Raw genomic sequence first — 22,165 nt, 5'->3', positions numbered from 1 at the left:
GTGCTCCTCGTATGCGGAATCGGTGTAATCAGGCGGAGTGCGCGGCAACGAAGCGCTGACGCAGCTCGCCGATGCCGGAGACGTACGAGACGAGCTCATCTCCCGGGCGGATGAACCGGGGTGGCTTTCGCCCAGCGCCGACGCCGGCCGGGGTCCCGGTGAACAGCACGTCGCCGGGCATCAGTGGCAGCCTGGCTGAGACCTTGGTGATCATGGATGACACCGAGAAGATCAGGTCCCTCGTACGGCCCTTCTGCACGGTCTCGCCGTTGATCGCGCACCCGATCTCGAGGTCGTCCGGATCGGCGAACTCATCGTGGGTGACCAGCCATGGCCCCATCGGGCCGAAGCCAGGTAGCGACTTGCCCAGGCTGAACTGCGGCGACGGGCCGGCGGTCTGGGTGATCCGCTCGGAGAGGTCCTGGCCGACGGTCAGCCCGGCCACGTGGTCCCATGCCTTGTCTTCCTCGATCCGCCAGGCCCGCTTCCCCAGAACGACGACCAGCTCGACCTCCCAATCGGTGTTGCCGCCGTCGGGCAGCTCGACCGTGGTGACCGGCCCAGTCAGGCACGAGGCCCACTTGGTGAACAGCACAGTCGGGGCGTCAGGCACGGCGAACCCGGACTCGGCGGCGTGGTCGGCGTAATTCAAGCCGATGGCAAGCAACTGTCCAGGTGCCGGCGCCGGTGCGCCCAGGTTCTCAACGGCGAACGGCACAGCCGCCGACAGGTCGACGCTCTCCGCCCAGGCGGTGAACTCTGCCCACCGGCCGTAGATCGCCTGGACGTCCGGCCCGAACCGCCCACCGCTCGCCCGCTCGACATCGATTGCCCGGGCACCCTCCGGGGCGACCAGGACCAGACGGCCCAAGAGGTTGGCGATGCGCACGAGTTGCTCCTTGGAATTGGATCGCGGTGAACGGTTGAGTCAAAGCCTGCCCGATCGGTCCGCACTCACCGAGGCCTGTGACGAACTCCGCATAGCCGATAGGCGAACCTGTTGCCTAGATCTGTGTCGTGCGGACGCGCACCCGCACGGTGGTCTCCTTGTGCGTCTCGACCCGGAGTTTGTGACCGATCGACGCCTCGTCGCCCCACGTGAGAGTGAGGATGGTGCCGTCGGTCGCCTTGGCCTCATCGATCATGGCGAGGGACGTGACGTGACGCTGGTTGACCGTATAAACGGGGTCCATTCCGAATCCAACGATGTCCGTGCCGGAGAGCACCTTGTCGTAGTGGATGATCGAGAACCAGGCAGAGGGCAGGCCGAGGAACTTCGCCCGCTCGGGTCCGGCGGTCAGGCTGCTGGCCAGCACCCGAGCGACGTCCGCGTCGTCCCACTCCAGCCACACCTTGCGGCGCCGCGGCCCTTCGGCGATCCGCTCCAGCGCCTCACGGCCGATGAAGTCGTGGTCGAACTTCACGACCCGCCCGTAGCCGAGGTCGTACGGGCTGACGTAGTAGTCCTCGACGTTCTCCGAGTAGAAGCTGCCGCCGAGAGACGCCTGCCCCTCGAACCCCATGGCCGGCAGCCACTCGCGATATGCCTTCATGTCGTCTCCGCTGTAGACCGCGGGGAGGGGTAGCGCGATCCAGCCCGACTCGTTGGAAGTAGTCGGATACGAGCGTGAGCCGCCGATCCGCATATCGAACTGTTCGCCCGCTTCGACGAGTGCGGCGTACACCTTGTCGTGCTCGGTCCACGGGCCGGTCATCTCCAGGCCCGTGTGCTCCAGACCGGGCGTCCCGATCATCGTGTGGTTAAGTGCTCGAACCGTCGTGCCGGCGATAGTGAACTCACCGACGTGGAAGAATCCGATCTCCGGGAGCGCTCCGTCCGCGGCAGCCGCGACCACATCGAGGGCGCGGGGGCCTTGAATCTGCAGCCGAAAGAGCAACCGGTCGCCCGGGTTCCACATGCTCGCCTCGTCGCGGGTGACCGTGACATCGTAGTCGCCGATCTCGCTGTGGTACTGCACCCAGTTCGCGGCCGCGGGCCCGCCAACGAGCGAATACTCGTCATCGGCAAACGCGAACAGGATCGCGTCAGCGATCACCTTCCCGCGCGGGTTCACAGCGACGAACTGCTTGGCCTTGTTCTTCCCGAAGGTCCGGAAGGAGTTGACGCCGGTGTCGGAGAACAGGCGCTTGACGTCCGGCCCTTTGAAGTAGACGTCGCTCATGTGGAAAGACTGATCGAACAGGATAGCGCTGGTCCGCCACGACTCCTGCTCGTCGCGCCAGTTCGTGTACTCCTCCTCCGGAATCGGAAAGCGGTAGGGGCCGCCCGGAAGCTGGCGGAGCATCTTCGCCGGGTTGCCGCCCGACTTCTGAATCAACTGCTCGAGATTTTGCTGCGTCACGATGCCTCCTTCGTTCCGGCGATGCCGGAGTGTGCTGGGTCCTCAAGCACGCTACGAAGAGGGCGAGCGAGCGACTATCCGATGCGATCCGTCGCCCTATGCAGTTTCCGAATGATTACTGGGCAGGGGAGTTGAGCGTCTCCGAAGGCATCTCCCCGAACTGGGCCCGGTAACGGGCCGCGAAGCGCCCGAGATGCGGGAAGCCCCATCGCAGGGCGACCTCGGTGACCGTGGTCTCTGAGGGGCCCAGGTCGCGGAGGTCGTCGTGGGCACGCTCCAAGCGGATCCTATGTACGTACTGCAGCGGGGTCTGGTCGAGGTCCCTGCGGAACGCCATCTCAAGTGCCCGAACGCCGACATGGACGGCTCGAGCCAGGTCTGGAACGGTGTACTCCGCTCGAGACTCTGCGGCGAGGAGGTCGATCGCCTGGCGGACATGGGCCGACTTGGGCACCTCCCGGATCTGATGGATGACGTCGGTGTGGTTGTTGGGCACGGAGAGCCACAGCGTGGTGATTGCCTGTTCGCGCAGCCGCCTCGCCAAGGGCAGCGGAACAGATTTGCTCGGTCCGATGCGGGAGAAGACGTCGGTGAACAGCTGCGCCGTGCCGATCACGGCGCGCGACGCCGAGCCGGTCACCACGGGAGAGGAAGCCACGAACGGGCGCTCGTCGGCCTGAGGGGCCACCCAGCGAAGGGCCTGGTTGAGCTCTGCCGACTCCACCTTCAGCGCTAGCACGGTGGTCCCGCGTGCCCAGCGCACGCGGCTGTCGTCGTGTCCGGGGGAGAGGACGACCATCGAGCGCTCCGGTTCGGCGACATGCTCGTGCCCATGCTGTTCGACCGCCAGCTGGCCGCAAAGCGGCACCAGGACAGCGAGAAAGCCGTCGAACCGGGGGCGCTCGATCGTGACATCGGTGCCGTAACGGATGACACCGAGGGTCACGGGACCAACCTCGACGGCGTCGAAAGCCGCCGCGAAGTCGACGTCCTGGCCGTACACCCGCAGTCGGTGCGGTGCCGTTACGCGTGTCGCTGACTCCTGCGCTACCAAGGGGTCCCTGGTCCGGAAGAGCTCAAACCCGGCGAGGGGCCCGGTCTCCGACGTCGCTGTCACTGCCATGGTCGAGCCCTTCGTGCGGGGTGCCTCTTCCCGCCAGGCTGCACGTGACGGCGCTCACATGTCAAGGCGCCCGAGGCTCGCCCCTCACGCCGAACGCGCTTCCGGCCGCAACACCGATGACCCGCTCAACGCGGTCTGGCGACGCTCAGCCGAGAGCAAAGTGTGCTTCAGTAGCATGGTGATCGTCATCGGTCCTACGCCACCCGGCACAGGCGTGATGTACGACGCCTTGTGACGTACCTGCTCGAAGTCGACGTCGCCGACAACGCGATTGGTGCCGGAGACGCGGTTGATGCCGACGTCGATGACGACCGCCCCGTCATGCACCATCTCAGCCGTCAACAGGCCCGGCACGCCCGCGGCGACGACCAGCAGGTCGGCCAGCCGGGTGAACTGCGCCAAGTCGCGTGTCAGCGCGTGACAGATGGAGACGGTCGCGTCCCGGCGGGTCAGCATGAGACCGAGTGGCTTGCCCACGATGGCGCTGGCGCCAACTACGACGGCGTTCTGGCCGGCGACCTCGATGCCCTCGTGGGAGAGCATCTCCATCACGCCGTGCGGAGTGCACGGCGGGAAGACCGGATGGCCCGCGACCAATCCTCCGATGTTGTACTGATGGAAGCCGTCCACGTCCTTGCTGAGCTCGATGGCCTCCAGCACCTGCCGCGCATCCACCTGCGGCGGAAGCGGTAGCTGAACGAGGATCCCGTGGATGTCATCGCGGCCGTTGAGTTCTACGATCAGGTCCAGAAGCTCCGCGGTGGTGACGCTGGCTGGTAGATCGTGCCGGATCGACTTGATCCCCACCTGCGCGCAGGCCCGCTGCTTGTTGCGGACGTAGACCTGCGACGCAGGATCGTCACCGACCAGAACGACCGCAAGGCCGGGACCGCGACCGGTACGTGCCTTGAGGATCTCGACACGCGCCGAAAGATCCTCTCGGATCTCGCGTGCGATCGCAGCGCCGTCGATGATGCGTGCGACCACGTCAGCCCCTCGGCGCTTCGGAGTGGCCGGTCGACTGTGGAGAACACGCGAACGGAGCGGGCGCGACCGTCGCGCGTACCTCCATCTGCCGGTGCCGCTCGACCCGCGACTTGCGCGAGCCACCATCCGGCTCGCCCCACAGTACGGTGACCTCGGTGCCCGGCTCGGCGTGTGCCGCATCGAGCATCGCGATAGAGAGGATCCGTCGCTCGTTGGCTGAGTACCCGCAGAACGTCGACAGACCAACAGGGCGAGCGTCGATGAACACCGTGTCGCGCTGCACCAGCAAGCCGTAGTCCGCCATGGGGAAGTCGATGAACTTGCCAGGCGTACCCTGCTCGAGGAGCGAGCCGATTACCGACAAGACGTCGTCCTTGTTCCACATCAGCGTGACGCGGCGGCGCGGCGGGTTCTGGGCGATCTCGGCCAGCGCGCCCTGACCGATGAAGTCGTGGTCGAACTTCACGATCTTGTCGTACCCGAGGTCGTAGGGGGTGGTGTAGAAGTCCTCGATCCGCGATGGCCGGAAACTGCCGGCGATCTGCCAGGTTCCCTCCCAACCATCGGCGGGGAGCCAGTGCCGGAACGCTCGCAGATCCTCGGCGGTGTAGATGCCAGGCAACGGACCGGCGATCCAACCAGACTCGTAGTTCGTGCTGAAGTACGCCTTGGTGCCGCCGCGACGCAGGCCGAACTCTTCGCCGGCGCGGAGCAGGGCGTCGCGGACAGTGGCCTCGTCGTCGTACGCGCCACTGATCTCGTACGCCTTGTGCCGCCCGGCCATGCCGTGCCGGAGTACGAGGACGTCGACCCCTGCGACTTTGGTGGTGAACGTGCGGAAGGCGCCGGGGTCCGGCAGTGGCTCGCCCACGACCTTCTCGAAGATGCTCGCGGCCAGCGGGCCGTCGAGCTGATACCGGAAGCGGACACGGCGTCCCGTGGTGTTCTCGGACGTGTTGTTGTCCCGTTGGATCGAGACGTCCCAGCCGCCCGTGCTTGCCTGAAACTCGATCCAGTTCAACAGGGGCATTCCGCTGACCAGCTCGTAGCTGTCGTCGCCGTGGGCGTAGAGGATGGACTCGCCGATGATGTGGCCCTGCGGGGTGCATCCGACGAGCTGCTTCGCAAGACCCGGCTGGAGGTTGGCGAAGCTGTTGACGCCGATCCAGTTGAGCATAGCCCTGGCATCGGGACCGGTCACGAAGAGCTCGGGCATGTGGTGGGTCTGGTCGAACAGGACGGCCGTCTCACGCCAAGCGCGCTGCTCCTCGCGCCAGTTCGAGAACTCGGCCGGGATCGGAATCCGGTCGGTGCGCGTGCGGATGTTCAGGCCGGGGCTGTCGTTGTAGAAGTAATCGACGAGATCTGGGAGTGAGTCGACGAGATCCTGGAGGGATCGGAGCGGGGACTCGACGGACATGTCGTACCAACCTTCCTGGTTCGCGTTTGTGCGCACGATCCGAGATTGAGCGCCAACGCCTCGCGGGGCGTCTCCTCTCATGCTTGCGTCCCAGAGACGGCAGTCAACGCTGATGCGGCTTTCGACCGTCGGGGCTTCGCACCGTGCCTCCTGGCATCGCAGCGGCGCTCTTTCGGCGCCGATGGTCAGGCTGCGAAGCGGCCGGGGCCGAAAGTCGCTTGCGGGGTTGATAGGCCGGCGGACTTCGAGAGCATGGCGTTGCCCAGTCGTTAGCGGGCCACGTGCCTGCTTTGTCAGAGGAGAACAAGATGCAGGACGACACAGCACCCCTGGTCGATGTACATGCCCATTTCCTGACCTCGTCGTACGTGGAGGCGGCTTCGGCGGCAGGGCATCGCCGTCCGGACGGGATGGCGTCGTGGCCATCGTGGAGCGCTGAGGATCACCTTCGGCTCATGGATGCGCACGGCATCGAGCGGTCGATTCTCTCGATCTCGTCGCCAGGGGTCTGGTTCGGCGACCTGGGATCGTCGACGGCGCTCTGCCGCCGGGTGAACGACTTTGCGGCCGATGTGGTCGCCGAACATCCTGATCGCTTCCAGTTCTTCGCCTCGGTCCCGCTCCCGGCGGTCGACGAGGCGATCGCGGAGGCAACGCGTGCGCTGGACCAATTGGGTGCGGCCGGCACTGTGGTGATGACCAACGCAGGTGGCGTCTACCTCAGCGACCCTGCCGTCGAGCTTTTCCTTGATGAGCTGGACCGCCGGGGAGCCGCGGTCTTCGTGCACCCAACCACGCCCCTGGGCTGGGAGCACACGACCTTGGGGTTCCCGCGACCCATGGTGGAGTTCTTCGCTGACACCACCCGGGTGATCTCGGCCATGCTCATGAAAGGCGACGTTGCTCGCCGCGACCGGCTGCGCATGATCGTGCCGCATTGCGGTGCGTCGCTACCGCTACTCGCAGACCGGCTACGTCTGTTCGCCTCGATCCTGTCCTCGACGCCGGACGGACTCGAGCGCATCGACGAAGGTCTTGGGCGACTCTGGTTCGACCTTGCCGGGACACCCATGCCACTTCAGGCAGACGCTCTCATCAGCCAGGTCGGCACCGGCCGCCTCCTCTACGGCAGCGACTACTGCTGGACACCTCCGCACATCGTGAACTCGCAGATCGCAGCGCTCGACTCCGCATGGCGCGCGGATGTCCACGGCGCGTGGCGAGAGCTGGCTCGCGACAACGCCGCCGCTTTCCACGCACAGGGCGTGGCGAGCCACTGACAACGACGAGGCTCGCTTGGGCATTCGCCAAGTGGCCCAAGGGGCTTCGCCCCACGACCGGCGATGAATGTGACCTGCGGCATACCGTTCGTCATCGCCTGCCGCTTGGGCCGGCGAAGATCCCGAGAGGACCTCGTCATGAAGACGACTGGAAACGACCGTGGCTCGCGGATGACAGCCGCGCAGGTAGGGACGTTGGGCGTGTGCCTGGCGATGGCGGTGCTTGACGGCTTCGATGCGCAGACCCTGGCGTACGCGGCGCCGTCCATCACGACCGAGTTCGGATTCGGCCCGGGGGCTCTGGGCATCGTGTTCTCGGCGAGCCTCGTCGGCATGGCGCTGGGCAGTGTTCTCTTCGGGATGCTGGTCGACCGCCTTGGGCGCAAGTTCGGGCTCATCGCCTCGGTTGTCATCTTCGGGCTGGCCACCCTCACGATCCCCGCCCTCGCCACCAGCGTGGAGACCTTCCTGCTCATCCGCTTCATCGCGGGAATCGGAATGGGCGGAGTGGCGCCGAGCTTCATCGCTCTCGTCTCCGAGAACGTCCCCGCACACGTCCGATCCCGTGCCGTGATGGTGGCGGTCGGCTGCGTTTCCCTGGGTGCATTTCTCGGTGCCCTGGTGTCGCGCGCGGCCATCCCGGCGTACGGCTGGCGCTCGATCTTTATCATCGGTGGCCTGCTGCCGCTCGTGTTCGCCGTCCTGGCCGCCGTCGTCGTCCGAGGTGTCACTACCGGCCCTCAGCGCACGGTCGATCACGCGTCCACCTCGCCCGCTGTCCTCTTCCGAGAGGGCCGCGCCACCAGCACCATCGCGCTCTGGCTCGTCTACTTCCTGAACCTGCTCGTCATGTTCGCACTGCTCAACTGGCTGCCGACCCTTCTGGTCCAGGCCGGCCTCGACGCAGGAACGGCGTTCATCGGCAGTTCGCTGTTCGCTGCGGGCGGGTTCATCGGCGGCATCCTGCTCGGGTTCCGGATCGACCGGCGCGGGCAGGCGCACGCGACACTGGTCGGCGGATACCTCATCGGCATGGTCGGCATCGGCCTGGTGCTGCTCACGACAAGCACCCCGCTGTTGATGACTGGCATCCTCCTCATCGGAGTCGGCATCGTCGGTGGACAGTCCGGTCTGACGATCCTCGCCGTCTCCCTCTACCCGCTGCCGATCCGCGGCACAGGCATCGGATGGGCGTACGCCGTAGGTCGCACCGGCTCGATAGCTGGTCCGGCACTCAACGGTGTGCTGGTAGCCGGCGGGCTCGGCGCGACCTCGATCATCGGCCTGTCCGCCTTGCCTCTGATCGTGGTGGCGCTCGGCGTGATCACCCTCGCCGCCCTGCGGAGCCCGGCCACGGCGGATGCCGAGCTTGCCGTCAGCTGATCAGGCTCTCAGTTGCTGCGCGGTCCGCAGCGCCACCATGGTCCCGGCCACGTCGTGGACCCGCAGCAGGTCGACGCCGCTCGACGCCAGTAGTGCGCTGACGACGGCGGTGGCGAGGTCGCGGTCGACAAGACCCGCCTCGTCACCGCAGACCTGGGTAAGCAGCCGCTTTCGGCTCACGCCGACCAGCACGGGGAACCCCAGATCCTGGACGACCTCGATGCGGCGGAGCAGTGTCCACGACTGGATGGCGTTCTTGGAGAAGCCGACGCCGGGGTCGACGATGATCTGATCCTTGTCGACCCCGGCGTCGATGGCGCGATGGACTCGGTCCCGCAGCTCGGCCGCGACGTCGTCGGCCACGTCGGCGTACGTCTCCGGTCTGTGCTCTTGGACACCCCCAGACCGCCAGTGGGTCAGCACGTAAGGAGCGCTCAGGTCGGCCACCGTGGCAAACATCGCAGGATCGGCGAGCCCGCCGCTGACGTCATTGACCATGCTCGCGCCGACGTCGATCGCGCGGCGCGCGACTTCGGCCCGCATCGTGTCGACGGAGACCGGCACCCCTCGGTGCGAGAGGGCGCGAACGACAGGTAGTACGCGTTCGAGCTCCGTCGCAACAGAGGGGCGCCGCGCCCCGGGGCGCGTCGACTCGCCACCGATGTCGATCCAGTCCGCGCCGTCCGCAGCCATGTTCAGCCCGTGCCGTACCGCGTCGTCTGTGCTCAGGTGGGCCCCACCGTCGGAGAAGGAGTCCGGGGTCACGTTGAGGACACCCATCACGCGGGGTCGTCCAGGGACCGGCATCATTTCAGGACGACCGTCTTGCGGCCGTGGACCATGACTCGGTTCTCGAGGTGGTAGCGCACTGCCCGCGACAAGGCCAGGCACTCGGTGTCGCGGCCAAGCGCCGTGAGGGCCGCGGCGTCCATCGTGTGGTCGACCCGCTGCACTTCCTGCTCGATGATCGGGCCTTCATCGAGGTCCGAGGTGGCGTAGTGGGCGGTCGCGCCGACGAGCTTGACGCCCCTGTCGTACGCCTGTTGGTAGGGCCGGGCGCCCTTGAAGCTGGGCAGCATCGAGTGGTGGATGTTGATGACGCGGCCGCTCAGCCGGTCGCAGAGCTCGGGCGAGAGGATCTGCATGTACCGGGCGAGCACCACCAGGTCCACCTGCTCCTGGTCGACGAGCTGCATCAGCTTGTCCTCGGCGTCCGCCTTGGACCCGGCATCAACCGGGAGATGCACGAAGGGGACGCCGGCGGCTTGGACCATATCCCTGCAATCGGGATGGTTGGAGACGACTGCGACCACGTCCGCGGCGAGCTGTTCGATGCGTACGCGGTAGAGCAGGTCGCTGAGGCAATGACCGAACTTGCTGACCATGATCAGCATTCGCGGGCGCTGCTGGGAGTCGACCAGGCGCCAGTCCATGGCGAAGTCACGAGCCACGATCTCGAAGTCGGCGCGCAGCGAGTCGGCGTCGGGCGACACGTCATCGAGGCTCTCCGCGGCGACACGCATGTAGAAGCGTGTTTCGTCGCGGTCACCGAACTGTTCGGTCTCGACGATGTTGAGGCCGTGAGCGGTCACGAAGGTGGAGACCGCCTGAACGATGCCAGGGCGGTCCGGGCAGGACAGGGTGAGGACGAGTTCGCTCATGACATTGCTCCGTACGTCTTGGCCCAGGCCCGGAAGACGGGCACCTGGTTGAAGGTGAAGGCGTGGAGGCCCTCGATGTCAGTGCCCGGCTTGTCAGAGACGACAGAGCGGATCAGCGGAACGGGGTCGTAGGTTCGGCCGAGAAGTACGTTGCCGACCAGTCCGTGCTGCTTGGAGAGGTAGCGCAACGACTGGCCGACTCCGATGCGGAGCGACAGCTCGGTGAGCTTGGCGAGCTTGAGGGGACCGGCAATGCCGACCCGGAGCGGCAACGTCACGCCCCGTGCACGCGCTTGAGCCAGCCACGTCGTGAGCGCCTCGGCGTCGAAGCACATCTGGCTGACCATGTAGGTGGCGGAGCTCTGCTTGCGTAGCAGCGCCTCCCACAGGCGGTCGTCGTCGATGTGCGGGTGGCCCTCGGGATAGCAGCCGACCCCGATCCTGGTGAACGGATGCTCGATCTCCGCCAGGTCGTCGAGCAGCTGTCCCGCCTCGCCATAGCGGCCGATGGGAGCGGCGGCGTCGCCACCGATCACGTAGAGGTCGGTCACCCCGAGGTCTGCGACCCGTCGCACGGCGTCACGAAGCGCTGCGCGATCCTCGACCATGCGGGCCGCGATGTGGGGAACGACCCGTCGCCCTGCGCTCGCCGCCACTTCGCACTGCTCCAGCGTGCGACTCAGACCGAACTTCGGGGAACACGTCACCGCGACGGTCGCACCCGGGGACGTTGCCAGGATCTGCTCTGGTCCGCCCTTCAACGGGATGACCTCCATCGTGGCGTCGGTCAGCATCTGGAGAAGCCGGCCGTCTACCTCTGATGAGGTTGTGGGCTGGTCGGTGGCCATCGAGTCTCCTTATGGATCGGGGCCGCTCAGGAGAGGGCCCGCTGGTTGACGATGACGAGAAACGCTAGGTGTGGGGAGACGTCTCTGCGAGCCGCCAGCCGAAGGTCTCTGCGCCGGCTGGCGAAGCCGGTTTCGAGGGTTCGCGAAGTGCACCCAATCGGTTCGGTCCGTGGCTATCCGGCCCGCTGAAGCGCTCCTACATTCGGGTGGCACACGTGCATTCGCCTGACGAAGGAACGCGATGATGACCACCCCCAACCTCGAGCAAGCCATCGACCGCAGCGGCGGAAATCCCGCCAAGATGCTGCGCGCCGATGCCCGCGGCCCGTACCAGTTCCCGATTCCGCAGATGGAGTACGCGAACTGGCGTGACGAACAGCGGGTGTGGAGGGAATCCGCGATCTTCTTCGATCAGTCCTTCCACATGAGCGACGTGTACTTCCGTGGCCCCGACGCGAAACGGCTGTTCTCCGAGGTAGGCGTGAACTCGTTCCGCACCTTCGGGAGGGACAAGGCCAAGCAGTTCGTGGCGACGAACCCGCGCGGCCATGTCATTGGCGACGCCATCCTCTTCGGACTCGACGAGGAGGAGTACGCCCTGGTCGGTTCACCAGTGGCCGCGAACTGGGTGCAGTTCCACGCCGAGACCGGCGACTACAAGGTCGACGTGGAGCGGGACGACGCCAGCCCGATCAACCCCCGGGAGCGACTGTTGTTCCGCTACCAGGTGCAGGGACCCGCCGCCCTCGAGATCGTCCGGAAAGCGTCAGGCGGGACGCTCGGACCGGTGAAGTTCTTCAACATCGGCGAGTTCCAGATCGCCGGAGTGACGGTCCGGGCGCTCAACCACACCATGGTTGGCATCCCCGGCCAGGAGCACACCGGCCTGGAGATCTTCGGGCCACGGGAACATTCAGCACCGGTCAAGGAAGCACTGCTCGAGGCAGGCTCGGGGCTCGGCATGCTCCAGGGCGGCGCGGTGTCCTACCCGACCACGTCCAACGAGTCCGGATGGATCGCCCGCCCCCTGCCAGCGATTTACACCGGGGACGACATGCGTGCCTATCGGGAACACCTCCCCGCGCACGGCTTCGAGGCGCACGCCTCGCTCGGAGGAAGCTTCGTATCCGACTCCATCGAGGACTACTACCTCACGCCGTACGACCTGGGTTATGGCCGCGTGGTCAGCTTCGACCACGACTTCATCGGTCGCGAGGCGCTCGAGCAGATCGCTGTCGCACCGCCTCGCCGGAAGGTGTGGCTCGACTGGGACGCGGGAGACACCGGCCACGTCCTGACGAGCAGCCTGTTCGCCAGCGGTCGCGGGGCCAAGTACCTGAGCCTGCCCGCCGGTGGCTATTCCCTCATCCACTATGACCGGGTGCTGCTCGACAGAACGGGCGTCGGCGTCGCGATGGACCCGATGTTCACGATGAACCACGGCAACGTCACCTCACTGGCCAGCATCGATGCCGGCCTGGCCGAGGACGGACAGCGACTGACTCTCGTGTGGGGCGACGAGGCCTCCATCGGGGTCAAACCACAGGTCGAACCTCACCGCGAGACCGAAGTACGCGTGACAGTGCGTACGAGCCCCCGCACAAGCCAAGGAGCACGACGATGACCACCACCCCCGCCAGCGCCAGGACCGAAGACGACTGGACCGAGCCGCCCGAGCGAGTAGCGCCCCACTTGGCCGCCGCGGCAGCCATGTGGCAAGAACTGCCCGAGTTGCTGCCGAAGATGGTGGCGACCCCTGAGGACTTCGTCGAAGCCGATGCTCCGATGGGAGCCATCGCTCGACGCCTCGTGGCCATCCCCAAAGTAACCGCGCCCCCTACCTCCGGTGAGGGCGAGGTGGAGGAGCTCAGGGGTGTGGAGTTCACCCACCACTTCGTTGATGCACCTGGCGACGGAGAGAGCGTGCGATGGCACTACGTCGAGAGCGGACCGAAAGACGGTGATCCGGTCGTCTTCCTGCACGGCGTACCGGACTCGTGGTTCCAGTGGCACGTCGTGATGGCCGGGATCTCGGATCGGCACCGCTGCATCGCCATCGACCTCAAGGGATACGGCCAGTCGGACAAGCGCACCGGCGACTACCGACAGGAGGGCGTCGCCGATCAGCTGATCGCACTGCTGGACACCATCGGTGTCGACCGCTTCAGCCTCATCACCCACGACCGCGGGACGCCGCCGGCGGACCACATGGTGGCCAAGCTGGGCACCCGCGTGATCCGGTACGGCCGTGGCCAGCAGCACCTGTGGCACCTCCACCCCAGCCTTCACCCGCAGGAGAAGATGTTCACGGCGCCCACCGCGCCGTTCGTGCTCGGCGACGCTCGTACGTTCACGATCGTCGGCTATACGGCGCTCGGTGCGAAACCGGTCGACGACAAGCTTCTCGAGCGGACGATCGCCGAGTTCGCATACCCGGGCATCAGCACGGCGGTCCCTCGCTACTTCCACTCCTCCTCCTTCCGCCAGGAGTGGATCGAGCGCCGAACGCGTCTCATCGCCGCCTGGCGCTGCCCGGTGCTGCTCCTTCAGGGAAGCCACGACCCCGGTCAACCGCACGAGTTCTACAGCGACCCCGACGTCCTCGCGAAGCTGCCGAAGGGCAGTGGACTGCACCTGTTCGACGCCGGCCACTTCTGGCCGTTCGAAGCTCCGGACGACGCCGCCGAAACTATCGGCAGCTTCGTCAACGGCGATCTCGGCCACTGACCGAAACAAACATCAAAGAGAGGCACTTCAATGACCAACGACACCGCCGGCCAACTGGACGGCATGACGTGGGAGCAGCTGCTGGAGCGCTCGCGCCAGCTCGATCTGCACGCCGAGCAGCTGTTCCTGATCCGGTCTACGCCGATCAACGGCTTCGCACCTATCGAGGACGCACTGGAGGAGCACCTGCCGTACCAGAAGAAGCTCGAGGACAGTGGCGTGATGTTCGCAGCTGGGCCCCTGGCATCGCCTGAGGGGACGGAGTGGAACGGTGAGGGTGTCTTCGTCTATCGCGCCGCGAGCCTCGAGGAGGCAGTCCGGCTGGCGGAGGCTGACCCGATGCACTCGCGAGGGGCGCGCCGGTTCGAGGTTCGAGCCTGGTGCCTGAACGAGGGTACGACCACCAAGTCCTCCGTGGGAGACTGACGCAGCCATGATCTTGGTTACTGGAGCGACCGGCACCATCGGTCGGTCCGTCGTGTCGGGGCTGATCGCCGCGAGGACGCCGTTCCGGGCGACGACACGTCAGGAATCGTTGGTGGGTTCTGATCCGTCCCTCGTGAGGATGGAGCTGGGCGATCGCGACTCGGTCGTGGCCGCACTCAAGGGTGTCGAGACGGTGTTCCTGAACAGCAGCCAACACCCGGAGATGGCGGCGCACCAGAGCGGACTCATCGATGCGGCAGCTCAGGCTGGTGTACGTCACGTCGTGAAGGTCTCGGCCGGGAGCGCGGCAACCGGCCGCGACAAGCCCAGCTGGGTTGGTCGCGCGCACGCCGAGATCGAGGCGCACCTGGAGCGGTCCGGATTGGGATCGACGATCCTGCGACCGAACTACTTCATGCAGAATCTGCTCGGCCTCGCTCCGGCGATCGTCGCGGGCAAGCTCCCCATGGCGCTGCAGGAGCATCGTCTTGCTCTGGTCGATGCCCGAGACATCGCGGCCGTCGCGGCCGCCGTACTTCGCAACCCTGACGCCCACCGCGGGCGTTCCTACGAGGTCACCGGACCGGAATCCTTGACGCCGGCCGACATCGCCGACCTCATCTCTGCAGGGTTGGGGAAACGGGTCAACCACGCCCCGCTCACCCTCGAGGAGTTGCGCGCAAGCGCGACACGTTCTGGCGCACCCGAGTGGATACAGAGGCACGTGGTCGAGCTCATGGACATCTACGCCCGCGACGATTCCGTCGGGCTCGTGTCCCACGATGTAGAACTGGTGACGGGGCATGCGCCAGTCGGACTGGCGAAATTCGTGGATGACCACGCACCGAGGTTTGGGAGTGTGACATGAGCGCCTTGCTGGACGTCTCCGGTCGGCCAAGCACGGAAGACGCCATCTTGCAGTCCCTCACGGCCTACAAGCGCTATGAGACTTACGACCTCGCGGTTGCGGAGGCGGGAATCAGGCAGTTCATGGCGCCCGGCAGACTGAGCGTACGTCGTGGCGACCGCGACAACGTCGATGCGCGTGCTTATTACGCCGACACCGGTGCCGTCGGGGTCGGGCGGATGAGCTACGGCGCGGAGGTGCGCGTCGACAGGCAGGCGGACTCTCGATACCTCGGGGTCACGATCCCGTTGTCAGGGACAATACGCGTCTGGCGAGGTGGTGAGGTTGTCGAAGCGAAGGCCGGTGAGTCTTTGGTGGTGATCGCAGCAGACGGGCACTTCCGGGCCGAGTGGAGCGCCGACTGCGATGCCCTCATGCTGCGCATGACGACCTCCTCGCTAGCGCGCGCGGCGGGCGCGCTGACTGGTGAATGGGAGTCGGGCCGGCCACCGCGGTTCGTGCATCAGGTGTTGCCGCTCGAGGAGGGGTATGCAGTCCATGCCGCAGCCAGACTGCTCGCTCAGATCCTTGGGCAGTACGAAGACATCGCCGTTGTCCCGAACGCTCTGCTCCATCAACTATCCGAGCACGCGCTGAGCGCTGCGCTACTCGGGTTGGAGCACGATCTCAGCGCCCCGACTCAACGCACCTTCCGAGCCGCCCCGAGCAGTGCCGTACGGTCAGCCATCCGCTTGATCGACGGCGAGGACGGCGAGGTGTTCAACGTCAACGAGTTGGCGCGCCACGTCGGTATCACCGTCCGTGCCCTCGAGTTGGGCTTCCGGCGAGTGCTCGACGAAACTCCGTATCAGTACATGCGCCGGACCCGGCTTGAGCGAGCACATCGCGACCTATTGGCCGCTGACGCCACCAACGGAACCACAGTCACCGAGGTCGCGACCAGGTGGGGCTTCTTCCACACGGGTCGGTTCGCCGCCTCCTACAAGGCCACCTTTGGCGTCATGCCCTCCGTGACCCTGAGCGCGTCACAGACGGGCCACGGCTGAGGGCTGCCCGTGTGCCAAGTTTGGCTTGAGACCTCAGAGATCGTGAGACTATGGGGTTCTCAGTCCATCCGGAGGGTCTGTCTGATTTCGGCCCTGGTGCGGATCGGCATGGCGCGCTACCTCGACCGGGACCACTACGTGCAGAACCTCGGCGATGGCAGACCGATCGGCGCGAAGCTGGGAACAAGCGCCACGCCGCAAGCATGACGGCTCTCGCGAAGGAGCGGTCGGATGGCTGTCGACGGTGTCCACATTTGGCCGGATTTCGGCGACGACCCACGACCTCCCCACGATTGGCGTACGCCGAGAACAGCCCTGATGCAGACCGTCTTCATCTGCACGCTCATCACCGGCAAGCAGGGCACCGAGCCCGGCCGTTCCATCGAGCAGGTCTCCAACACGGGTCAGTACCTGTAACCCGTCTGGACTGCACAATCGGCCCGCCACCTGCGGCAATGGTGGCGGGCCGATTGCTGTTGCTGGTGGTCTCGGTTGCTCGCCAAGTTCTCTTCGTCCCTGCCTACAGCCACGTTCAGAGATCAGCGATGCGCCCAGCGTCGGCCCTTGCCTGCCAAAGGGGTGAGTGCCCCCACGTCAAAGGGCGGTAGCGCGGAGGGCGGCGGTAATGGTGGGCATGGGCTGTCTCCTCAGATCATGAAGCCGCCGCCGCAGACCAGGGTCTGCGCGCTGACGTAGTCGGACTCGGGGATGCAGAAGAGGTAGACCGCGCCGGCTGCGTCCTCGGGCGTACCCGCGCGGCCCAGCGGGATCATCTGCTCCATCGTCGTCATCAGGTCGGGGTTGACGCCGACCTTGATCTCGTTGCCCTCGACGTCGATCGTGGCGTCGCCGTCGGTGGTCGCATCGGTGAGTCGGGTCCTGATCAGGCCGAAGGCCACAGTGTTGACGGTGACGTTGAGCCGGCCCCATTCCTTGGCAAGCGTCTTGGTCAGGCCGGTGATGCCCGCCTTGGCTGCGGCGTAGTTGGCCTGCCCGGCGTTGCCGCCGAGGCCGGCGATCGAGGAGATGTTGACGACCTTGCGGCACGGCACCGGTTCGCCGGCGGCCTTGGCCTGCTTCACCGCCGTCGAGATCACCGGCTGGGCGGCCCGCAGGATCCGGAAGGGCGCCTTGAGGTGTACGTCGAGGATCGCGTCCCACTGCTCGTCGGTCATCTTCTGGATGACGGTGTCCCAGGTGTAGCCGGCGTTGTTGACGACGATGTCCAGCCCACCGTACGAATCGACGGCTGTCTGCACGAACCGCTCGGCGAACCCGTCCTCGGTCACGCTGCCGACACAGGCCACCGCCTTGCCGCCGGCCGCCTCGATCGCAGCGACGGTCTCCTTCGCGGGCGCCTCGTCGAGATCGTTGACGACGACTGCGGCGCCGTCGACGGCCAGCTTGAGGGCGATCTCGCGGCCGATCCCGCGGCCGGAGCCGGTGACGATGGCCACCTTGTTGTCCAGTCTGCTCATGTCGCTTCCTTCGTCAGGCGACGGTGACGGACGCGTCGCGGGTGAGTGTGGTGGTGCGGTCCAAGAGAGTGACGGCGAGCTAGCCCACCTTCTCGTAGAGGGTGACCACGGCGGCGCCGCCGAGGCCGATGTTGTGCTGGAGCGCGAGGTTGACGCCCTCGACCTGACGTGCCTCGGCCTGACCGCGAAGCTGCCAGACCAGCTCAGCGCACTGCGCGAGGCCGGTCGCGCCCAGCGGGTGGCCCTTGGAGAGCAGCCCGCCGGACGGGTTGGTGACGACCCGGCCGCCGTAGGTGTTGTCACCGTCGGCGATGAACTTCTCGGCCGTGCCCTCCGGGGTCAGACCGAGGGCCTCGTAGCTCAGCAGCTCGTTGGTGGTGAAGCAGTCGTGAAGCTCCACCACCCGGATGTCTTCCGGACCGACGCCCGCCGCTTCGTAGACCTGCTGTGCGGCCGCACGCGACATGTCGTAGCCGACCAGCTTGCGCATGTCCGCCTGCTCGAAGGTCGACGACGTGTCGGTGGTCATCGCCTGGGCAGTGATCGCCACGTCGGTGCGGAGCCCGTGCTTGGCGGCGTACTCCTCGCTGCAGATCACCGCCGCCGCGGCACCGCAGGTCGGTGGGCAACACTGGAGGCGGGTCAGTGGACCAAAGATCTGCGGCGAGGCCAGCACCTCCTCGACCGTCACCGGGTCGCGAAACACGGCGTACGGGTTGTTCGCGGCGTGCTGGCGGGACTTCACCGAGATCTTGGCGAGCGTGTCGTGCGCCAGGCCATACTCTGCGGCGTACGCAGCACCGGCACCGCCGAAGTACTGCGCGGCCAACGGCGCGTCAGACTCACCCTGAACCGCTTGGGCGACCTTGGCGAACTGCGTGAACGGGCTCGGCCGGTCCTGCCAGTGCATGGCGAGCGCACCTCGCTGCATCTGCTCGAAGCCGAGCACGAGCACACAGTCGGCGGCGCCGGACTCGACCGCCTGGCGCGCCAGGTAGAGGGCCGAGGAACCGGTCGAGCAGTTGTTGTTGACGTTGATGACCGGGATGCCGGTCAGGCCGACGGGGTAGAGCGCCGCTTGGCCGCAAGTCGAGTCGCCGTACACATAGCCGACATAGGCCTGCTCGATCGCACCGTAGGCGACGCCGGCGTCAGCGAGGGCGGCGCGCGCCGCTTTGGCACCCATCACGTCGTAGGTCTCGCTCTTGCTGGGTGTGGCGAAGGGGACCATGCCCACGCCAGCCACTCGAGTTCGTGCCATCAGTTGCTCCAATACTTGTGACCGAATTGGGAATGTGATGATTCACTTAGTTCGCTGGTGGCACGAGGAAGCGCAGCGCCCGGGTGGCCGCCACGCCTAGCGAGGAGTTGTGAGACTCATCGGGGAACACGGTCAACTCGACCGCCACGCCGTGCGCAGAGAGTGCGGTCCGCATGCGGTAGGCGTTGCTGATGATCGAGCAGACAGCGAGTGGCCCGCCCGGATCTTCCTCGTCCGCTCCGGCGGAGAGGAACACGACGGTCCCAGGCGGGATCGAACCGGACGGCAGCGCACGTACGGCCTCGACCAGCTGCTCGTCGCCCGGCGCCGGCGGGAAGTCGACGAGCGCGGGGCTCAGCAGTGCGTACCCTTGAAACGCATCCGGGCGCTGGGTCAGGACGTGCGCGGCGAAGTGGCCACCGGCTGACATGCCGATCAGGATGCGACGCGCTCCCACCGTCTCGGGCGCGCGCCGGGCGACCTCCGAGACGACGGTGTCCAGCAGTGCCGCCAGGAAGGCATCGGCGCCGCCGAGCTCCAGCGTTCCGAGACCGGGAACCTCCAGAGAGCGCCGCGGGCCGCGGTAGAAGTCGACGGAGCGGCGCTGCTCGACGAAGGCGTAGTCCCCGCGCTCTTCGGCGTAGCCGATCCCGACGACGATCGTCGGCCCATGGTCCGCGCCGAACTGCCCGAGCCGCGACGCCTCGACGACCGTGCCGAACGCGTAGTCAGCGTCGGTCAGGAACACGACTGACAGAGGTCCAGCGGGTGCATCCCCACCCCAGCGGGAAGAGGGCCGCGCTATCGAGATGCGCAGGCCTGCACCCAGGCCGTCGGGATGGACGACGAAGGTTTCGACGCCGGCGATCGCCGGCGGGGCGGAGTCAGTCATGGATGTTCCTCGTCTCAGATGTGGAGCGGGCAAGCGCCTCTTCTCGGAGGCGACTGCGGCGCATCTTCCCGGCCTCGTCGCGCAGCGGCTCACTGGTTCGCTCGAAGGTGCGTGGCAGCTTGTACGGCGCGATGGCCGTGCGCAGGTGGTCGAGCAGCTCGTCGTCGCTCACCGGGCCGGTCACGTTGAGCACCGCGTGGATCCGGTTGCCGTACTCGTCGTCGGGCAGGCCGACGACACAGGCTGCCAGGACGTCGGGATGCTCCTCGAGCGCGCCCTCGACCTCCGCGGGATACACGTTGGACCCACCGACCAGGACCATGTCCGTCTTGCGGTCGGCCAGGTAGAGGAATCCGTCGGCGTCGGTGTGCCCGAGGTCGCCGACCGTCTCCCAACCGTCCTTCGACCGCTGCGGCTCGGCGCCGACGTAGCGGTAGGGCCCGGCCTGGTCAGGGCCTCGCCGCATCCAGAGCTCGCCGACCTCACCGGCAGAGAGGGCGGAGCCGTCCGGTCCACGGACCTCGATCTCGCCCACGACGGGCCGCCCCACCGAACCAGGATGACTCAGCCAGCCATGGCCATCGGTGACCGTGACCGCGTGCGCCTCGGTGGCGGCGTAGATCTCGAGCATGACGTCCGGACCGAAGTACTCGACGCAGAACGAGCGCAGCGCAGGGGAGCACGCGGCCGCCATCGTGATGACCGTACGCAGGCTCGAGGTGTCAGCCGCGGCGAGTACGTCCTCGGGAAGGTCCTGGATGCGCCGCAGCATCGTCGGCACGGAGTACATCCAGTCCACGCCGTGGCGCTCGACCAATGCCAGCGCCTGCGCAGCGTCGAAGCGCTCCATCACCACGACGTGGCACCCGAGGAGCAGGGCCGCGACGTTCGTGAAGAGCGGGCCATTGTGCGACAGCGGGCCGGTCGAGAGAACGGTCCCGTCCCCTCGGAGGCGGACCAGACCCCCGAACGACCGCAGCGACTCCGCGGTGGCGGGCTCGGTGGAGACGATCAGCTTCGGGCGGCCGGTGCTGCCTCCCGAGGTCGGCGCCTTGAGCGAGCTCGCCATCATCGGAGGCAGCGGCTCGGCAGAGGTGCCATCAGGCGCGGACCAGTCCGCGGCTACCGAGTTGCGGCCCGGGAGGTCCGCTCCGACGACCAGTGACGGATCGGCGAGCTCGATGATCTCCTGCAGCTCCCGTGCCGGCAGGCGGTGCGACACCGGCTGCGGCGTGGCCCCCGCCTTCCATGTGGCTACGACCGCCTCCAGGTAGGCAGACCCCGTGGGAAGGAGGATGGTGACGAACGAGTCAGGGGTGACACCCTGCGCGATGTAGGCACGGGCGAGGCGGTTGGTGCGGAGCTCGAACTCCTGGCGGGTCAGGGTTCCGGCGCTCGTCGTCACCGCGGGGCGGTCCGGTTTCTCGGAGGCCAGCTCCGCGAGGGCGATGCCGATGGGGGTCACGCCGTCCACGTCAGTCTCCCTTCGCCTCGGCGAGCACCTCGAGGATGGCGTCGTGGACCGCATCGGGCTGCTCCTGGGGGATCAGGTGCCCCGCACCCTCGACCACGACGAAGCGCCCCCGGGGGGGCTGCGGCCATCAGCTTCTCGGCGACCCCGTTGAAGAGCAGGCGCAACTTCGCCGTGACGCGCTCGACGCGGCCGGCCTGCAGGCACACGGTCGGGACGTCGGGAGTCCCGGCAGCCTGGAGTCGCCTGAGCAGCGGCCCCGCTGCACCGATCTGCTCGGCCTCACGCGTGCCCGCCTTCATCGCCTGCACGCAGGCGTAGTCGCGTGCTAGAAGCGCTTGGTCCTCGGGGCTGATCGCGCTCGAGAAGCCGTGCGGCAGTGCCATCCGGATGATCAGGCCGGTACGCCCGAGCCGGGCGAGCAGCGTGATGATGCGGAAGGACGCCCTGTTCAGCCGGATCATGCGCGGAGTCATGATCTCGGCGATCGTCGCGTCGACGAACACCAGACCGGCGACCCGCTCGGGGTGCTGGTCGGCGAAGCAGCGCAGGATCGGCCCGCCCCAGCTGTGGCCGACGAGGACCACAGGTCCGGTCTCGCCGATGGCGTCGAGCACATTGGTCAGGTCCTCGGTCAGACGTTCCAGGGTGCGGTCGGCGTCGTCGATGTCGCTGCCGCCGTAGCCGGCACGGTCCTAAGAGAGGGTCCGGGCGTGGGCGCTCAGCTCCCGCTGGGTGTGCGGCCAGCACGCGGCGGGGGCACTCATGCCCGCCTCGAGAACGATCAGTGGCCCGTCCGCGTCGCCGGCCACGACCGTGCGGATCCGCCGCCCGTCCGGCAGTACGACGGCTCGCTCGGCGAGTCCCGCACCCGGGTCCAGGCTCGGGGCAGGCGATGATTGGGTGCGTCTTCCGGGCATTGTCGTACTCG

General features: G+C 67.0%; 20 protein-coding genes and 1 pseudogene. 7 read left to right on the top strand and 14 right to left on the bottom strand.

The window, feature by feature from the left end; translation table 11 throughout:
* Positions 1 to 28: 28 nt before the first annotated feature.
* The 5 genes from BJ988_RS11695 to BJ988_RS30420 form a co-directional block, all read right to left on the bottom strand.
* The gene (locus tag BJ988_RS11695; RefSeq protein ID WP_179658149.1) at positions 29 to 889 is read right to left on the bottom strand and encodes a fumarylacetoacetate hydrolase family protein; all 861 of its coding nucleotides are present in this window, start codon (positions 887 to 889) and stop codon (positions 29 to 31) included.
* A 115-nt stretch (positions 890 to 1,004) separates the two neighbouring features.
* Positions 1,005 to 2,363 carry a hypothetical protein gene (locus BJ988_RS11690; protein ID WP_218860786.1) on the bottom strand — a complete coding sequence of 453 codons (1,359 nt, stop codon included), beginning with the start codon at positions 2,361 to 2,363 and terminating at the stop codon, positions 1,005 to 1,007.
* A 115-nt stretch (positions 2,364 to 2,478) separates the two neighbouring features.
* Positions 2,479 to 3,486 (bottom strand): AraC family transcriptional regulator, encoded by a 1,008-nt coding sequence (locus BJ988_RS11685; protein ID WP_246321464.1) that lies wholly within the window; start codon positions 3,484 to 3,486, stop codon positions 2,479 to 2,481.
* Positions 3,487 to 3,570: 84 nt separating this feature from the next.
* Positions 3,571 to 4,473 carry a bifunctional methylenetetrahydrofolate dehydrogenase/methenyltetrahydrofolate cyclohydrolase FolD gene (folD, locus tag BJ988_RS11680; RefSeq protein WP_179658147.1) on the bottom strand — a complete coding sequence of 301 codons (903 nt, stop codon included), beginning with the start codon at positions 4,471 to 4,473 and terminating at the stop codon, positions 3,571 to 3,573.
* A gap of 1 nt (position 4,474) precedes the next feature.
* Positions 4,475 to 5,893, bottom strand: a complete 1,419-nt coding sequence (locus BJ988_RS30420) for an aminomethyl transferase family protein (RefSeq protein ID WP_179658146.1) — start codon at positions 5,891 to 5,893, stop codon at positions 4,475 to 4,477.
* Positions 5,894 to 6,201: 308 nt separating this feature from the next.
* Here BJ988_RS30420 and BJ988_RS11670 point away from each other — a divergent pair, with 308 nt between their 5' ends.
* Together BJ988_RS11670 and BJ988_RS11665 are read left to right on the top strand one after the other, a co-directional pair.
* Positions 6,202 to 7,173: an amidohydrolase family protein gene (locus tag BJ988_RS11670; protein WP_179658145.1), complete on the top strand. Its 972-nt coding sequence runs from the start codon at positions 6,202 to 6,204 to the stop codon at positions 7,171 to 7,173.
* A 138-nt stretch (positions 7,174 to 7,311) separates the two neighbouring features.
* On the top strand, positions 7,312 to 8,556 hold the full coding sequence (locus BJ988_RS11665) for an MFS transporter (RefSeq protein WP_179658144.1): 1,245 nt from the start codon (positions 7,312 to 7,314) through the stop codon (positions 8,554 to 8,556).
* Here the strand turns inward: BJ988_RS11665 and folP are convergent, their stop codons facing one another.
* The 3 genes from folP to BJ988_RS11650 are packed head-to-tail and all read right to left on the bottom strand — an operon-like array spanning position 8,557 to position 11,065.
* The gene (gene folP, locus BJ988_RS11660) at positions 8,557 to 9,336 is read right to left on the bottom strand and encodes a dihydropteroate synthase (protein WP_179658143.1); all 780 of its coding nucleotides are present in this window, start codon (positions 9,334 to 9,336) and stop codon (positions 8,557 to 8,559) included.
* Between the two features lie 26 nt (positions 9,337 to 9,362).
* Positions 9,363 to 10,217, bottom strand: a complete 855-nt coding sequence (purU, locus tag BJ988_RS11655; RefSeq protein WP_179658142.1) for a formyltetrahydrofolate deformylase — start codon at positions 10,215 to 10,217, stop codon at positions 9,363 to 9,365.
* On the bottom strand, positions 10,214 to 11,065 hold the full coding sequence (locus tag BJ988_RS11650; protein WP_179658141.1) for a methylenetetrahydrofolate reductase: 852 nt from the start codon (positions 11,063 to 11,065) through the stop codon (positions 10,214 to 10,216). Before BJ988_RS11650 ends, purU begins: the two co-directional genes overlap by 4 nt.
* 244 nt (positions 11,066 to 11,309) lie before the next feature.
* On the opposite strand from BJ988_RS11650, the gene BJ988_RS11645 reads away from it, so the two are divergent.
* The 5 genes from BJ988_RS11645 to BJ988_RS11625 are packed head-to-tail and all read left to right on the top strand — an operon-like array spanning position 11,310 to position 16,132.
* Complete coding sequence (locus BJ988_RS11645) at positions 11,310 to 12,689, top strand: aminomethyl transferase family protein (protein ID WP_179658140.1); 1,380 nt, start codon at positions 11,310 to 11,312, stop codon at positions 12,687 to 12,689.
* Complete coding sequence (locus BJ988_RS11640) at positions 12,686 to 13,792, top strand: alpha/beta fold hydrolase (RefSeq protein ID WP_179658139.1); 1,107 nt, start codon at positions 12,686 to 12,688, stop codon at positions 13,790 to 13,792. Before BJ988_RS11645 ends, BJ988_RS11640 begins: the two co-directional genes overlap by 4 nt.
* Positions 13,793 to 13,822: 30 nt before the next feature.
* Entirely contained in the window at positions 13,823 to 14,218 is a 396-nt protein-coding gene (locus tag BJ988_RS11635; protein WP_218860782.1) for a YciI family protein, read from the top strand.
* 7 nt (positions 14,219 to 14,225) lie between these two features.
* Positions 14,226 to 15,086, top strand: a complete 861-nt coding sequence (locus BJ988_RS11630; RefSeq protein WP_179658138.1) for an NmrA family NAD(P)-binding protein — start codon at positions 14,226 to 14,228, stop codon at positions 15,084 to 15,086.
* A complete protein-coding gene (locus BJ988_RS11625) occupies positions 15,083 to 16,132 on the top strand; it encodes an AraC family transcriptional regulator (RefSeq protein WP_179658137.1) in 1,050 nt (349 codons plus the stop codon). Before BJ988_RS11630 ends, BJ988_RS11625 begins: the two co-directional genes overlap by 4 nt.
* A gap of 647 nt (positions 16,133 to 16,779) precedes the next feature.
* On the opposite strand, the gene BJ988_RS11620 is transcribed toward BJ988_RS11625, so the two are convergent.
* The 6 genes and pseudogenes from BJ988_RS11620 to BJ988_RS11595 all read right to left on the bottom strand — a co-directional run bounded on the left by BJ988_RS11620 (position 16,780) and on the right by BJ988_RS11595 (position 22,154).
* The gene (locus BJ988_RS11620; protein ID WP_179658136.1) at positions 16,780 to 17,610 is read right to left on the bottom strand and encodes an SDR family NAD(P)-dependent oxidoreductase; all 831 of its coding nucleotides are present in this window, start codon (positions 17,608 to 17,610) and stop codon (positions 16,780 to 16,782) included.
* A 79-nt stretch (positions 17,611 to 17,689) separates the two neighbouring features.
* Positions 17,690 to 18,871, bottom strand: a complete 1,182-nt coding sequence (locus tag BJ988_RS11615) for a lipid-transfer protein (RefSeq protein ID WP_179658135.1) — start codon at positions 18,869 to 18,871, stop codon at positions 17,690 to 17,692.
* A 46-nt stretch (positions 18,872 to 18,917) separates the two neighbouring features.
* Positions 18,918 to 19,763, bottom strand: coding sequence for an alpha/beta hydrolase (locus BJ988_RS11610; RefSeq protein ID WP_179658134.1), 846 nt, complete (start codon positions 19,761 to 19,763; stop codon positions 18,918 to 18,920).
* On the bottom strand, positions 19,756 to 21,237 hold the full coding sequence (locus BJ988_RS11605) for an AMP-binding protein (RefSeq protein WP_218860780.1): 1,482 nt from the start codon (positions 21,235 to 21,237) through the stop codon (positions 19,756 to 19,758). The genes BJ988_RS11610 and BJ988_RS11605 overlap by 8 nt, the downstream gene beginning before the upstream one ends.
* A pseudogene (locus BJ988_RS11600) lies at positions 21,225 to 21,917 on the bottom strand (alpha/beta fold hydrolase); the annotation flags it as partial. The pseudogene BJ988_RS11600 and the gene BJ988_RS11605, both read right to left, overlap by 13 nt.
* Before the next feature lie 12 nt (positions 21,918 to 21,929).
* Positions 21,930 to 22,154, bottom strand: coding sequence for a hypothetical protein (locus tag BJ988_RS11595; protein ID WP_179658132.1), 225 nt, complete (start codon positions 22,152 to 22,154; stop codon positions 21,930 to 21,932).
* Between the last annotated feature and the right edge of the window lie 11 nt (positions 22,155 to 22,165).

The organism is Nocardioides panzhihuensis, from assembly GCF_013408335.1.
Lineage (GTDB): Bacteria > Actinomycetota > Actinomycetes > Propionibacteriales > Nocardioidaceae > Nocardioides > Nocardioides panzhihuensis.
The sequence above is the reverse complement of the archived record's forward strand: the minus strand, read 5'-3'. Positions and strand labels throughout refer to the sequence as shown.

What these genes read in the sequence shown, in the direction of transcription:
- purU (WP_179658142.1), bottom strand. Translation starts at nt 10,217, where the DNA reads ATGAGCGAACTCGTCCTCACCCTGTCCTGCCCGGACCGCCCTGGCATC.
- BJ988_RS11645 (WP_179658140.1), top strand. Translation starts at nt 11,310, where the DNA reads ATGACCACCCCCAACCTCGAGCAAGCCATCGACCGCAGCGGCGGAAAT.
- BJ988_RS11635 (WP_218860782.1), top strand. Translation starts at nt 13,823, where the DNA reads ATGACCAACGACACCGCCGGCCAACTGGACGGCATGACGTGGGAGCAG.
- BJ988_RS11685 (WP_246321464.1), bottom strand. Translation starts at nt 3,486, where the DNA reads ATGGCAGTGACAGCGACGTCGGAGACCGGGCCCCTCGCCGGGTTTGAG.
- BJ988_RS30420 (WP_179658146.1), bottom strand. Translation starts at nt 5,893, where the DNA reads ATGTCCGTCGAGTCCCCGCTCCGATCCCTCCAGGATCTCGTCGACTCA.
- folP (WP_179658143.1), bottom strand. Translation starts at nt 9,336, where the DNA reads ATGGGTGTCCTCAACGTGACCCCGGACTCCTTCTCCGACGGTGGGGCC.
- BJ988_RS11650 (WP_179658141.1), bottom strand. Translation starts at nt 11,065, where the DNA reads ATGGCCACCGACCAGCCCACAACCTCATCAGAGGTAGACGGCCGGCTT.
- BJ988_RS11610 (WP_179658134.1), bottom strand. Translation starts at nt 19,763, where the DNA reads ATGACTGACTCCGCCCCGCCGGCGATCGCCGGCGTCGAAACCTTCGTC.
- BJ988_RS11670 (WP_179658145.1), top strand. Translation starts at nt 6,202, where the DNA reads ATGCAGGACGACACAGCACCCCTGGTCGATGTACATGCCCATTTCCTG.
- BJ988_RS11640 (WP_179658139.1), top strand. Translation starts at nt 12,686, where the DNA reads ATGACCACCACCCCCGCCAGCGCCAGGACCGAAGACGACTGGACCGAG.
- BJ988_RS11630 (WP_179658138.1), top strand. Translation starts at nt 14,226, where the DNA reads ATGATCTTGGTTACTGGAGCGACCGGCACCATCGGTCGGTCCGTCGTG.
- BJ988_RS11595 (WP_179658132.1), bottom strand. Translation starts at nt 22,154, where the DNA reads ATGCCCGGAAGACGCACCCAATCATCGCCTGCCCCGAGCCTGGACCCG.
- BJ988_RS11620 (WP_179658136.1), bottom strand. Translation starts at nt 17,610, where the DNA reads ATGAGCAGACTGGACAACAAGGTGGCCATCGTCACCGGCTCCGGCCGC.
- BJ988_RS11665 (WP_179658144.1), top strand. Translation starts at nt 7,312, where the DNA reads ATGAAGACGACTGGAAACGACCGTGGCTCGCGGATGACAGCCGCGCAG.
- BJ988_RS11615 (WP_179658135.1), bottom strand. Translation starts at nt 18,871, where the DNA reads ATGGCACGAACTCGAGTGGCTGGCGTGGGCATGGTCCCCTTCGCCACA.
- BJ988_RS11625 (WP_179658137.1), top strand. Translation starts at nt 15,083, where the DNA reads ATGAGCGCCTTGCTGGACGTCTCCGGTCGGCCAAGCACGGAAGACGCC.